Annotated in this window: 13 protein-coding genes; 3 read left to right on the top strand and 10 right to left on the bottom strand. The window is 34.4% G+C overall.

Annotated elements, in window-relative coordinates; translation table 11 throughout:
* Positions 1-8: 8 nt before the first annotated feature.
* From H4O20_RS01890 to H4O20_RS01845, 10 genes are all read right to left on the bottom strand, one after another.
* Positions 9-2042, bottom strand: coding sequence for a vWA domain-containing protein (locus H4O20_RS01890; RefSeq protein WP_185098114.1), 2034 nt, complete (start codon positions 2040-2042; stop codon positions 9-11).
* 60 nt (positions 2043-2102) lie between these two features.
* Complete coding sequence (gene fabG / locus H4O20_RS01885; protein ID WP_185098113.1) at positions 2103-2849, bottom strand: 3-oxoacyl-[acyl-carrier-protein] reductase; 747 nt, start codon at positions 2847-2849, stop codon at positions 2103-2105.
* Positions 2850-3011: 162 nt separating this feature from the next.
* A complete protein-coding gene (sucD, locus tag H4O20_RS01880; RefSeq protein ID WP_185098112.1) occupies positions 3012-3884 on the bottom strand; it encodes a succinate--CoA ligase subunit alpha in 873 nt (290 codons plus the stop codon).
* Positions 3885-3993: 109 nt separating this feature from the next.
* Entirely contained in the window at positions 3994-4407 is a 414-nt protein-coding gene (locus H4O20_RS01875) for a nuclear transport factor 2 family protein (RefSeq protein ID WP_139854541.1), read from the bottom strand.
* A complete protein-coding gene (locus tag H4O20_RS01870; RefSeq protein ID WP_185098111.1) occupies positions 4404-5342 on the bottom strand; it encodes a UDP-3-O-(3-hydroxymyristoyl)glucosamine N-acyltransferase in 939 nt (312 codons plus the stop codon). Before H4O20_RS01870 ends, H4O20_RS01875 begins: the two co-directional genes overlap by 4 nt.
* Positions 5343-5401: 59 nt before the next feature.
* The gene (gene efp / locus H4O20_RS01865) at positions 5402-5968 is read right to left on the bottom strand and encodes an elongation factor P (RefSeq protein WP_139854538.1); all 567 of its coding nucleotides are present in this window, start codon (positions 5966-5968) and stop codon (positions 5402-5404) included.
* 40 nt (positions 5969-6008) lie between these two features.
* On the bottom strand, positions 6009-6794 hold the full coding sequence (lpxA, locus tag H4O20_RS01860; RefSeq protein ID WP_139854537.1) for an acyl-ACP--UDP-N-acetylglucosamine O-acyltransferase: 786 nt from the start codon (positions 6792-6794) through the stop codon (positions 6009-6011).
* Positions 6795-8201: a bifunctional UDP-3-O-[3-hydroxymyristoyl] N-acetylglucosamine deacetylase/3-hydroxyacyl-ACP dehydratase gene (locus H4O20_RS01855; RefSeq protein ID WP_179951768.1), complete on the bottom strand. Its 1407-nt coding sequence runs from the start codon at positions 8199-8201 to the stop codon at positions 6795-6797. It lies immediately after the preceding gene.
* The gene (lpxD, locus tag H4O20_RS01850; RefSeq protein ID WP_185098110.1) at positions 8194-9219 is read right to left on the bottom strand and encodes a UDP-3-O-(3-hydroxymyristoyl)glucosamine N-acyltransferase; all 1026 of its coding nucleotides are present in this window, start codon (positions 9217-9219) and stop codon (positions 8194-8196) included. Before lpxD ends, H4O20_RS01855 begins: the two co-directional genes overlap by 8 nt.
* 120 nt (positions 9220-9339) lie before the next feature.
* Positions 9340-10584 carry an HD domain-containing protein gene (locus tag H4O20_RS01845; protein ID WP_185098109.1) on the bottom strand — a complete coding sequence of 415 codons (1245 nt, stop codon included), beginning with the start codon at positions 10582-10584 and terminating at the stop codon, positions 9340-9342.
* 186 nt (positions 10585-10770) lie between these two features.
* Here H4O20_RS01845 and H4O20_RS01840 point away from each other — a divergent pair, with 186 nt between their 5' ends.
* The 3 genes from H4O20_RS01840 to H4O20_RS01830 all read left to right on the top strand — a co-directional run bounded on the left by H4O20_RS01840 (position 10771) and on the right by H4O20_RS01830 (position 14100).
* Complete coding sequence (locus H4O20_RS01840; RefSeq protein WP_185098108.1) at positions 10771-12321, top strand: bifunctional response regulator/alkaline phosphatase family protein; 1551 nt, start codon at positions 10771-10773, stop codon at positions 12319-12321.
* 68 nt (positions 12322-12389) lie between these two features.
* The gene (gene tsaE / locus H4O20_RS01835) at positions 12390-12797 is read left to right on the top strand and encodes a tRNA (adenosine(37)-N6)-threonylcarbamoyltransferase complex ATPase subunit type 1 TsaE (RefSeq protein ID WP_185098107.1); all 408 of its coding nucleotides are present in this window, start codon (positions 12390-12392) and stop codon (positions 12795-12797) included.
* Positions 12798-12900: 103 nt separating this feature from the next.
* Positions 12901-14100, top strand: a complete 1200-nt coding sequence (locus H4O20_RS01830) for an alanine dehydrogenase (protein ID WP_139854528.1) — start codon at positions 12901-12903, stop codon at positions 14098-14100.
* Positions 14101-14130: the final 30 nt, after the last annotated feature.

Genomic DNA, 14130 nt, shown 5'->3' with positions numbered 1-14130 from the left:
TTGGGTTTCTATATAAGTCCGTTATATTTTCTGATAAACCATTCTGAAACGAGCGCTAGAATGATAAGTGCTAGAAGATATTTCCAATCTATCAAAGGTACTACTTTTTGTTCGCTTCTTTCAATATTTTGGTAGTTTGTGTCTGCAATCAACAATTCTATCAAGGCATCGCTTTGTGATGCGAAGTATGCTTTTCCACTAGTGTTTACTGCTACCCTATTCAATTTTGAAACATTGGCGTTTAAAAATTGTTGTTCTACATTAAAATCTAAAATAGTAAAATCACCACTGCTTTTAATCGATTCGTCTGCAGTTGAGACAGTAAACTTGTACTCACCAGCAACAAGACTGTTTAAATCCACTTCAAAATAATTATTACGAAGTAACATTGGAAAAATCGTCAATTCTTCAGTTTCAGTGTTTCTCACCTTTATATTTAATGAAGCACGATTGTCGAATACATAGTTTTTATCAAAATATTGGGCTGAGATTTTAATAGGGTTATTGTTGTAATAGAAAGTTTCAGAAGACACTTCTAGCCTAGTTCTGCGTTTATTTGATGCTAAATATTGAACAATATTCCCGATAAAATCATCAAACTCTTTAAAGCTATTACTATTCACAAAGTTACGTGCTCTCCAACGCCAAAAGCCTTCTCCATCCCAAATAGCGTTGCGTTTACCATTTAGTTCCATGGTAGCCAGCAGTGGATTGCCATTAGAAATTCCACTTACAGTTTGCGCTAACATTTCTTCATTTGAAACAGTTACAGACAAAGATCCAAATTCAGTATGCAAGGGTGGAAAATCGTCAAATCCTATATCGTCGAACGCAAATGTACCGTAATTGCTATTAACTTTTGCTTGAACATCTTCTGTTTGTGTAGATGCTTCTTTAATAAAATTGTTTTGAGCAGCATTTAGAAAATGCCAATCGGTTTGCAATCCAGAGAATACCCAAGTGTTTTTGTTTAATTTTTCTATTTCAGAATATACTGTGGCGAAATTTCTATCTGGCTGATAAAGAATCACCAATTGATAATCGTTTAAAATTGAAACAGCTTCAAAAGGCTTTTTGAAAGTAATAGTTCGGCGCTCGTTTGAAGTAATTGCCTTTTTAAGCGCACCCAAGTCTGGATGTGTTATATTACTAACTACCAAAACATTTGTTGCTTGGTCGATTACTTCTACAGCAAAATACTTACTGTTATTAGTTTTATTTTTTTCATCTGAAAGCGGAAAAATTTGTGCTGAATATTTTTGAAGTCCTACTGAATTTGCAGAAAGCGTAAAGTTTATTGTTTTTGAAGTTTCATTATTGGAAAACGAAACATTAGTTCGATATACAGAAGAAGCACCTTGATTAACGATAAATTCGGTATTTACAGGGGTTGGACCTGTGTAATTGACAATAACTTCAACTGGAAATTGGTTTTTTAAGAAAGCATAACGATTGGTATTTAATTGCGATATTTTCAAATCTATATGCTGTACAGAATCCCCGAGAATAACAGGATAAATAGGGTTTTTGCTTGTTGCAGAAGAAAATTCGTAATCACTCCCAAGTGTTTGATTTCCATCAGAAATAAGAATTATTGGAGCAACTTCATTTTTAAAAATTTCATTTGCTGAAGAGAGTGCTTTTGAAATATTGGTGTTTTTATCATCAAAAGTTAAGGAATCGATTTTCCTAAAATCACTTCCAAAAGAAAAATAAGAGAGATCAAATTTATTGTTTAACTCCTTGTTGTTTTTTATTTTTTCAAGTAATTCAGAAACGTTTTGCGATTGGTCTAACTCAGAAATAGATTCCGAATTATCAACTAATACAGGAAGTTTGGGTTTTTCGATGGTGTATGTTTCACTCTTAAATTTAGGATTAATTAATAAAAGTAAAATTGAAAATATTGAAATAAATCTAAGTGCGCCAAAAACCCAAGCCAATAATCCTTTTTGCTTAGACTTATATCCATACATAAAAACCGCCAGAGCAATAGAAATTACTCCGGCGATTAAAATATAAAATATGGTTTCTGTGGTCACTAAATTAGTTTCAAGTTTATAAATTCAAGGTACTGATTTTTACCACCGAAAAGGATTATTTTAGGTAAGCATCCCTCCATCTACATTAAGAACTTGTCCTGTAACGTATGCTGATAAATCACTTGCTAAAAACACACATGCATTTGCAACATCCTGTGGAGATCCACCACGTTTAAGTGGTATCATGTCTGCCCAACCCTTTATTGCATCCTCATTTAGGTTTTGCGTCATTTCAGTTTCGATGAAACCAGGAGCAATTGCGTTACAACGAATGTTACGTGATCCTAATTCGATAGCTACAGATTTTGTAAATCCTATTACCCCTGCTTTGGAAGCTGCATAATTTGTTTGACCTGCATTCCCTTTTACTCCTACAACCGAGCTCATATTTATGATAGATCCTTGGCGTTGTTTAAGCATTGTACGTTGTACAGCCTTGGTCATATTGAAAACGGATTTTAGGTTTACTTCGATTACTTTATCAAAATCTTCCTCAGAGATTCTCATTAAAAGATTGTCTTTAGTAATCCCAGCATTGTTTATAAGAATATCAACACTTCCAAAGTCTTTTAAAACTTCATCTACCAATGTTTGAGCTTCAGTAAAAGAAGCGGCATCACTTTGATATGCTTTAGCTTTAACACCTAATTTGGCAACTTCTTCGGCTAAATTATTTGCAGCTTCGGCTGAGGAGCTATAGGTAAAAGCTACATTTGCGCCGTGATTAGCAAATACTTCTACAATTCCTTTTCCAATTCCGCGGCTTCCGCCTGTAATAATTGCTGTTTTTCCTTCCAGTAATTTCATATTAAGGTCTATTTATATTTAATCTAATATACCCTCAAGATTATATAAACCTTGCAAGATAACCGCGAGAGGCGGGTTTCAAATATAACAAAAGCTAGTGGCTTCACCATAAAAAAAGCCCTGTGAATTTCACAGAGCTTTTTAATATATATGTTGAAAAGATTAGCCTAAAACTTCTTTTACTTTCTTTCCAATTTCTGCTGGAGAATCTACAACATGCATTCCACATTCGCGCATTACTTTTTTCTTTGCTTGAGCAGTGTCATCACTACCTCCAACAATTGCACCAGCGTGTCCCATTGTACGTCCTGCAGGCGCTGTTTCACCAGCGATAAAACCAATAACTGGTTTTTTGCTTCCGCTTTCTTTATACCATTTTGCTGCATCAATTTCTAATTGACCACCAATTTCACCTATCATTACAACTGCTTCACTTTCTGGATCGTTAATAAGCAATTCTAAAGCTTCTTTTGTGGTAGTTCCAATAATTGGATCTCCACCAATACCGATTGCTGTAGTAATTCCTAAACCTTGTTTTACAACTTGATCTGCAGCTTCATAAGTAAGTGTTCCTGATTTTGAAACAATACCTACACTACCTTTTTTGAAAACGAAACCTGGCATAATACCAACTTTTGCCTCACCGGGAGTAATAACTCCTGGACAGTTAGGACCAATTAAACGACAATCTCTGTCTTTAATATAGTTTGAAGCAGTTATCATATCTTTTACTGGAATACCTTCAGTAATTGTGATAATTACTTTAATACCTGCATCAGCAGCTTCCATAATAGCGTCTGCAGCAAATGCAGGCGGCACAAAAATAATAGTGGTGTCGGCAGCAGTTTCTTTTACAGCTTCTTCAACTGTATTGAATACCGGCTTATCAAGATGTTTTTGTCCACCTTTTCCTGGAGTTACTCCTCCAACAACATTAGTTCCGTATTCAATCATTTGTTCAGCGTGGAAAGTTCCTTCACTCCCAGTGAATCCTTGAACTATTATTTTTGAATCTTTATTTACTAAAACGCTCATTTTTAACTATTTTGTAATTGTTATATATAATTTAAATTCAAATAAACCTTTCGAATTTTATTCAGAATTCCTGCAAAGATACAGTTTTTGACAACGGATTTAAAAATTATTAAACCTTAACTTTTTGATAACTTTCGGTAGTGTCGTCATTTTCGGTAACAGGCTGACTAACTTGATATCCTTTGTAAATTTTATCGTCTTTAACTTCCCAAATCCCAATGAAATGAGCAATTCCTAACTCTTCATCTGGATTTTCCATAGTACGGATATAATACTTGTAACGTATTGTTACGTGTGGCCCGTCTGCTAAGAGATGACTAATTTCAATCCTTAAATCGTTATAAGAACGCTTAACCTCACCTAAGAAGTTTTTTAAGTCGTTATAACTTAAAATATTAAGACCATCAGCACTATTCCATATCAACTGTAAATCAGGATGGAAAAAGCGCTCTAAAATTGTTTCGTCTTTTAATAAATCGGAATTATAAAAATCCCTAACTATTTCTTTTGCTTTATTACTCATGGCAATTTATCCAGTTTTTTAATTATGTCTGGAATTAGCTTAACCATGGCCAATTCCTTATATTTTTTTCTAAATTCTTCTGCAGGTGAACCAAAATATGATTTATGTCCAGGAAGTGATTTACTAACACCACTTTGTGCAGATATTATTGCTTTTTCACCTACAGTCACCCCACTAGTAATAGCTGCTTGCCCCCAAAGTGTTACAAAATCTTCTACCAAAACACAGCCTGCTATACAAACTTGAGCAGCTATTAAACAGCGTTTACCAATAACAGTATCGTGTCCTACGTGAACTTGATTATCGAGCTTTGAGCCTTCCCCTATGGTTGTAGATGCTGTCACTCCTTTGTCTATAGTACATAGTGCGCCAAGATCTACATCGTCTTCTATTACAACGTTTCCGCCACTTAATAATTTATCAAAGTTTTCTGGACGATTTTTATAATAAAAAGCATCAGCACCTAAAACAGTACCCGCGTGAATCGTAACATTATTTCCAATTACAGTATTATCATAAATACTAACATTAGGATGAATTAAACAGTTTTTCCCAATCTTTACGTTGTTGCCAATAAATACATTGGGTTGAATCACTGTTCCCTCACCTATTTCAGCAGATTCTGAAATTAAACTGTTAGAACTAGTAAAAGGTTTAAAATAACGAGTAAGCTTGTTAAAGTCTCGAAAAGGATCGTCAGAAATTAATAGTGCTTTCCCTTCAGGACAATCTACCTTTTTATTAATAAGTATAACTGTAGCCTGCGATTGTAGTGCTTTATCGTAGTACTTTGGGTGATCTACAAAAACAATATCTCCAGGCTGAACTACGTGAATCTCGTTCATTCCAAAAACTGGAAAATCAGGACTACCTACGTAATCAGAGCCGATAAGAATGGCTATATTTTCAAGAGTTTGTGGAGTTGGAAATTTCACTTTTAGTTAGCTATAGAATTAATGAATACTGTTTTTGAAGTTTAATAGATGAATAAAATTTACTCTTTCATTCTTTCTTGATACTGACCTTTTTCGGTATCGATTCTAATTTTATCTCCTTCATTGATAAACAATGGAACATTAATTTCAGCTCCAGTTTCTACAATTGCTGGTTTAGTAGCGTTTGTAGCTGTATTTCCTTTTACACCTGGCTCTGTTGATGTTACTTCTAAAACAACATGCGCAGGCATTTCAACTGAAAGTGGCGCACCGTCTTCTGCATTTATAAGTACAGATACTACTTCTCCTTCTTTCATTAATTCTGGAGTATCAAGTATGCCTTTCATTAATTGAATTTGAGAATAATCCTCTGTATTCATAAAATGATACATTTCACCTTCACTGTATAAATATTGAAATTTATGAGTTTCAACACGAACATCATCAATTTTATGACCAGCTGAAAAAGTGTTATCAATGGTTTTACCTGTAGTTACACTTTTTAATTTAGTCCTTACGAATGCAGGGCCTTTTCCTGGTTTTACGTGAAGGAATTCTATAATCTTGTAAATATCGTTGTTATAACGAATGCAAAGTCCTTTTCTTATATCTGATGAAGTAGCCATTATTTATATTTATGGTTAATTGATTGTAATTTTGTTTGAATTAATTTGAATTGAAATATCCCTTCATAATTCCACGCTTGGAATTTTTAATAAACTGAAGGATTTCATCTCGTTCAGGAGTTGCCTCCATTTCAGCTTCAATAATTTCTGTAGCTTGGGAGGTGTTATAGTTTTTCTGATATAGAAGTCTATAAATATTCTGAATTTCGGTAATTTTTTCTGAAGTAAATCCTCTTCTTCTTAACCCAATCGAGTTTATACCCACATAACTAAGTGGTTCTCGAGCAGCTTTAACGTATGGTGGTACATCTTTTCGTACTAGGGAACCACCTGTAACAAATGCGTGATTACCAATCATACAAAACTGATGAACAGCAGTCATTCCTGCTAATACTACGTGATCGCCTACTGTAATATGCCCTGCAAGGGTACTGTTATTACTAAAAATACAGTTATCTCCAACGATGCAGTCGTGAGCAATGTGGCAATAAGCCATGATCCAACAGTTTTTACCGATTACGGTTTTTCCGCGATCTACTGTACCTCTATTGATTGTAACGTATTCTCTAATAGTAGTTCCGTCACCAATTTCGGCCGTTGTTTCTTCGTCTTTAAATTTCAAATCTTGAGGAACTGCAGAAATTACAGCACCTGGAAAAATATTACAGTTTTTACCAATACGTGCACCTTCCATAATAGTTACATTACTTCCAATCCAAGTTCCTTCGCCAATTACGACGTTATTATGGATTGTTGTGAAAGGTTCTATCACAACGTTTTTGGCAATTTTTGCGCCCGGATGGACGTATGCAAGTGGTTGGTTCATTTATAAATTTTTTGTTTTAACCATTTGAGCCATAAGCTCAGCTTCTGTAACTAATTTACCATTCGCATAAGCGTTTCCTTGCATATGTACAATTCCTCGGCGGATAGGGGTAATTAGTTCTAATTTAAATATAAGTGTATCTCCAGGATTAACCTGTTGTTTAAACTTTACATTGTTTATTTTCATAAAGAATGTAAGGTAGTTTTCAGGGTCTGGTACAGTGCTTAATGCTAAAATACCACCTGTTTGTGCCATAGCTTCAACAATTAAAACTCCTGGCATAACTGGTGCTCCTGGGAAGTGACCAACGAAGAAAGGTTCGTTCATAGTCACATTTTTAAGACCTACCACCCCTGTTTCGGTCATTTCCATAATTTTGTCAACCAATAAAAATGGTGGTCTATGTGGAAGCATAGCCATTATTTCATTTACATCTTTTACTGGTGGTTGGTTGATATCAAATTTAGGAACTTTATTTCGTCTTTCAATTTTAATTCTCTTTGAAAGCTTTTTAGCAAATTGTGTATTTACATGGTGGCCTGGCTTATTAGCTATAACCTTCCCGCGAATTCGAGTACCAATCAGCGCTAAATCACCAATAACATCTAACAACTTATGTCTAGCTGCTTCGTTTGGATAATGAAGCGTAAGGTTGTCTAGAATTCCATTTGGCTTAACTGAGATATTATCTTTCCCAAAAGCCTTGCGAAGCTTTTCCATAGTATTTGGAGAAAGCTCTTTATCTACATATACAATAGCATTGTTTAAATCACCACCTTTAATTAGGCCGTGTTCTAACAACATTTCAATTTCGTGAAGGAAACTAAAAGTTCGTGCATTTGCAATTTCGTCCTTAAAGTCTGAAATCTTTTTTAATGAAGCATTTTGAGTACCTAAAACCATAGTGCCAAAATCTACCATTGTAGTTACTTGGTATTCATCCGATGGCATAACTATAATTTCACTGCCCGATTCTTCATCTACATACGAAATAACTTCAGTTACGACATACTCATCTCTTTCAGCTTCTTGTTCTACAATTCCAGCTTTTTCAATAGCTTCAACAAAATACTTAGATGACCCGTCCATAATTGGCGGTTCTGAAGCGTTAAGCTCCATAATACAGTTATCAACCTCAAGTCCTACTAATGCAGCAAGAACGTGTTCTGAAGTTTGGATTTTTACACCTCGCTTTTCCAAATTGGTTCCGCGTTGTGTATTAACTACAAAATTGGCATCTGCTTCAATCTCAGGATGACCTTCCAAATCTATTCTTACAAAAGAATAGCCATGGTTTTCAGGTGCAGGTTTAAACGTAATTGTAACTTCCTTGCCAGTATGTAGGCCTACCCCAGTAAGAGATACCTCTTTACCAATGGTGCGTTGTTTTACCACACTTTTATTCATTATCAAGTTTTTTTTCTACTATATTAAACCTTTCCATTATTTTAGGAAGGTTTTTAAAATATACATAACTTTTATTAAAATCGCCATAACTTAGAGCTGGAGAGCCTTGTAAGGTTTCATTGTCTTTTACATTTCTTCCTATACCACTCTGAGCTTGTATTTTTACATTGTCTCCAATTACAATATGCCCAGCTATTCCTACTTGGCCACCAATAATACAATTTTTTCCTATCTTGGTAGAACCTGCTACTCCAGTTTGAGCGGCAATAACGGTATTTTCTCCAATGGTAACATTATGAGCAATCTGAATTTGATTGTCTAACTTAACCCCTTTCTTAATTATTGTAGATCCTAATGTAGCGCGATCTATTGTCGTTCCTGGACCTACATCTACGTTGTCCTCTAGAATTACATTTCCAGTTTGAGGAACTTTTTTATATTCCCCTTTTTCATTTGGAGTAAAGCCAAAACCATCAGCACCAATAACAACGCCACTATTAATAACGCAGGACTCGCCTACTTTAGTTTCTGAATACAGTTTTGCACCAGTAAAAACCACAGTATTATCGCCAATAGACACATTGTCTCCTAAATATGAATTTGGATAGATTTTTACATTATTCCCAATCCTAACATTTTCACCTATATATGAAAAAGCGCCTAAATACAAGTTCTCTCCGTATTTGGCACTTTCTGAAATAAAAACAGGATTTTCAATACCCGTTTTATTCATCTTTACCTGATTATAATATTCTAGTAATTTAGAAAATGCATTATAGGCATTTTCAACACGGATAAGCGTAGTTGAAATTTTATCGGTTGCAACAAAATCATTATTAACAATAGTTACCGAAGCCTTTGTTGAATATATAAAATGCGTATACTTAGGGTTTGCCAAAAAGGTTAAGCTTCCTTCACTACCTTCTTCAATCTTAGATAATTCAGAAACTTCTACACTGTCGTTTCCCTCTACGGTTCCGTCAAGTATTCCTGCTATTTGGGCTGCTGTAAATTTCATAATGCGAGTGGATTTTCTTCAACCGAATTTCGGAAAATAATCAACCGCAAATTAGCATTAATAAAATGATTTAAATATAGGTTGTTAATTTTCATTCCTGCAAAAATAGAAAAAAAGGGCTTAGTCTCTATAGCTATCAGTATTGTTTTTTGGATAACACATATAGTACTTAACCACAGACTTAGATAAAGCCTCTAAGTTTAGCTGATCACTAGCCTTTGCAACATCTATAATTTTTCCATTTTTCAACAATAGATTAATGGTTTCCTTTTCCATACTATAAGCCTGATTCTGTAGCGTACCGCTGAAAACAAAGTATGCAGCTTCTTCTTCTGAAAGCTGATATTTATCCATCAACTTCTCTCTTTTACTTTTTACTTTTTTATCCAAATAAGGTTTCGACTTAACTTTCACTTTTAATAAGTCACGATTAAGTAGCATTGCAGATAAATTCTTTAATACAAAGTCGTCACTATCCACCCAAACCTTCATTGCTGAAACAATATCGTAATCATCTAACTTAGAAAACGTATCGAGCACCTCCTCCGAAAAACTATCTAAGGTTATGTTATTCTTTAAGAAAAACTGTAAGTTTTTACTAGCATGCAACTCAACTCCTTGTGCAGTAAGCTGTTTTGCACGTTTTAAAACTCTAACTAAAAGCTGTTCTGCTACTATCCCTGTTTTATGAAGATAAACCTGCCAATACATCAAACGCCTTGCTACAAGAAAATTTTCTACCGAATATATTCCTTTTTCATCTACAACTAAAGCATCGTTTTTTACATTCAACATTGCAATTAAACGTTGAGCATTTACAGTTCCCTCTGGAACTCCTGTAAAGAAACTATCGCGTTTTAAATAATCCAATCGGTCCATATCCAATTGGCCAGATACCAATTGATGGAAAAATTTACGAGAGTATTCATCTTTAAATATCTTAATAGCCAAAGCTAAACGATTATTAAACTCACTGTTTAAAGCTTCCATAAACAGTAGTGAAATATGCTCGTGACTCACACTTTCTACTATGCTGTTTTCCATAGCATGTGAAAAAGGACCGTGACCGATATCGTGTAAAAGTATAGCTATATACAACCCTTCTTCTTCCTTAGTGGAAATATCAATTCCTTTAGACTTGAGGGTTTGCACAGCTTTCTGCATTAAGAACATGGCACCTAATGCATGATGAAATCTAGTGTGATGGGCTCCTGGATATACTATATAGGAAAAACCCATTTGTGAAATCCTGCGCAATCTTTGAAAGTATCTATGCTCTATCAAATCGAAAACCAATTTACTTGGTATGGTAATAAAACCATAGATAGGATCGTTTATAATCTTGAGTTTGGGAAAGGTTTTCAAACTTTAACTTTAAATTAATAGCTACAATATTCTTTTGACACAATTCGGGGCTATTTTTGAAGTGATTCTTCGCAAATTTGTGAGAATTATACCAAATTGATTTTAACAACACTCCTAGGCTAGCATCTTTTATAATAATTAATATATAGGCTAATTGCAAAGGAGCAACAACACAAATATACATATATGAGCGACATAAAAGTACTATGGGTAGATGATGAAATAGATTTACTTAAACCACATATTCTTTTCTTAGAAAATAAAAACTATAAAGTAACTACTGCACAAAGCGGTATGGAAGCCCTAGAAGAAATAAAAAAACAAGTTTTCGATATTGTTTTTTTAGATGAAAATATGCCGGGCCTTAGTGGACTTGAAACTTTAGCTGAAATTAAAGAACAACAAGCTTCGATTCCTATTGTAATGATAACAAAAAGTGAAGAGGAGTATATTATGGAAGAAGCAATTGGTTCTAAAATAGCCGATTACTTAATTAAACCCGTAAATCCACATCAGATTCTTCTTAGTCTTAAGAAAAACTTAGACCACAGCAGGTTAGTTTCTGAAAAAACAACTTCAAACTATCAGCAAGAATTTAGAAAAATTGCGATGGACCTTTCTATGGTAAATAGTTTTGATGAATGGAAAGATCTTTATCAAAAATTAGTTTACTGGGAATTAGAATTGGAAGGAATTGAAGATTCGGGGATGTTTGAAATTTTAGAATCACAAAAAACTGAAGCCAATAATCAGTTCTGTAAGTTTATAGATAAAAATTATCCTTCTTGGTTTGAAGATACAAGTGAAGCGCCAGTAATGTCGCATACACTTTTTAGAGATAAAATACAGCCAGAGCTAAAAACAGGCACTCCTACCCTTTTAGTTGTTGTGGACAACCTAAGGTTTGACCAATGGAAAGCCTTCGAGCCTACTGTAGCCAACATTTACAAAAAAACTTCAGAGGAACTGTTTTGCAGTATTCTTCCCACGGCTACGCAATATGCTAGAAATGCCATTTTCTCAGGTTTAATGCCTAGTGAAATGGAAAAACTTCACCCAGACTTATGGTTAAATGATACAGATGAAGGTGGAAAAAACATGAAGGAAGAAGAGTTCCTAACTGCACAATTAAAAAGATTGGGAATAAATATAAATTGGAGTTACCACAAAATATCAAGTTTAAAACAAGGAAAAAAACTTGTTGAAAATTTTAAAAGCCACAAAGACGAAGACCTAACTGTAGTAGTTTATAATTTCGTTGATATGCTTTCACACTCCAAAACCGAAATGGAAGTAATTAAGGAACTTGCTTCTACGGATAAGTCGTACCGTTCGTTAACCCAAAGTTGGTTCAAAAATTCGCCTTTATTAGAAGTTATTCAACAAGCTGCACGTTTAGGTTTTAAACTTATTATCACTACCGACCACGGAACAATTAATGTAAAAAACCCGTCTAAAGTTATCGGTGATAAAAACACTAGTTTGAACTTACGTTATAAAACAGGTAGAAGTTTAACCTATGAAGACAAGGAAGTCCTAGCAGCTAAAGACCCTAAGAAACTTTGCTTACCAACTATAAACATGAGTAGTTCGTTTATTTTTGCTAAAGGAGATTACTTTTTTGCATATCCTAACAATTACAATCATTACGTTAGTTATTACCGAAACACGTACCAGCACGGAGGTGTTTCCTTAGAAGAGATGATAATTCCATTTTCTGTATTTACATCTAAATAAAAAAATGAATTTAAGGTGTTCAATTGCTTTCCTTAATTTATTTTTGACTCGATAAATAGACATTTATAATGGAGATTGTTTATACTGAAGATAACATTGCTGAAGTCGCTAAACAGCTACTGGTGAAGGCACCTCATAATATATTTTTATTCTTTGCGAAAATGGGTGTTGGTAAAACAACACTCATTAAAGAATTAATAAAACAACTCGGTTGCACAGACACAGTTGGAAGCCCAACATTTTCAATAGTAAATGAGTATCAAGCTAAAGATATACAAATTTATCATTTCGACTTTTATAGATTAGAAAATCCATCAGAAGCTTTTGATATGGGAGTTGAAGAATATTTTGAAACTGGAGATTACGTTTTTATTGAATGGCCAGAAAAAATTTCTTCATTACTACCTGAAAATGCGACAAAAGTCTACTTATCCAAAAATGACGACGGAAGTAGATTTTTAAAGATTGATAACTAAGTTCACTTCTTATAGTTTATAAATTTCTGAAGTCTAATTGCTATTGAAATTTCCTTATCAAAAATGAAAATTATTCGTAAATTGAGACGGTTAAACTAGTACTATGTCTCATCCCACTTCTCCTTTCACACACGCTCAATTAATTCCTCAAGAGGAAACCCTTGAAATAACCAGACAAAAGGGTGAACTCCTTATAGGTATTCCTAAGGAAGCTTATTTTCAAGAAAAAAGAATTTGTCTTACACCAGATGCCGTGAATGCAATGGTTAATAATGGGCATAAAGTCTTGATTGAACGAGGCGCTGGAGATGATGCAGGGTTTACAGATAAAGATTACTCAGAAGCTGGAGCTCAGATTACGGAAGATAAAACAAAAGTGTTCGGATGCCCGATGGTATTAAAAGTCGAGCCACCAACTCTTGATGAATTAGAGCTTATAAAACCTAAAACTGTTTTAATATCTGCACTACAATTAAAAACACGTCAAAAATCATATTTTGACGCTCTTGCAAAAAAGAAAATTACCGCTCTGGCCTTTGAATTTATAAAAGACGAAGATCACACCTACCCTGCAGTTAAAGCTTTAAGTGAAATTGCAGGAACTGCTTCTGTTCTTATAGCTGCAGAATTAATGGTAAACGCAAAAAAAGGTAACGGCTTACTTTTCGGAAATATTAGCGGCGTCCCCCCAATTGAAGTTGTAGTTATCGGTGCTGGCACAGTTGGTGAGTTTGCAGTGCGATCTGCTCTTGGATTAGGTGCCAACGTTAAAGTTTTTGATAGCTCAATAACCAAACTTCGAAAAATTCAGACCAATGTTGGTCGTATATTATACACCTCTACTATACAACCAAAGAATTTAATGAAAGCCTTACGACGTTGTGATGTGGCGATAGGCGCCGTTAGAGGTCACAACCGCGCCCCTATTATTGTAACAGAAGATATGGTGGAGAATATGAAGAAAGGTGCTGTAGTGATAGATGTGTGCGTAGACATGGGAGGGTGTTTTGAAACTACAGAAACTACCAGTCACGATAATCCAACAATAATTAAGCACAATGTAATACATTACGGGGTGCCTAATATTCCGGCACGATACCCGAAAACCGCTTCAATTTCTATTAGTAATATATTCACCCCCTACCTTTTAGAAATTGCCGAAAGTGGTGGATTAGAAAATGCTGTTCGTTTTGACAACGGTTTGAAAAATGGTTTGTACTTTTACCGCGGAATTTTAACCAACAAAGCAATTGCCGATTGGTTTGATATGTCTTATAGCGATATCAATTTATTGATTTTTTAAATTTAGATATAAAATTCTACTTTAATAAAT

The sequence above is a fragment of the Aequorivita sp. 609 genome, from assembly GCF_014212065.1.
Classification (GTDB): Bacteria; Bacteroidota; Bacteroidia; order Flavobacteriales; family Flavobacteriaceae; genus Aequorivita; species Aequorivita sinensis.
Note: the sequence above shows the minus strand (reverse complement) of the source record. Positions and strands in the feature narration are given on the sequence as shown.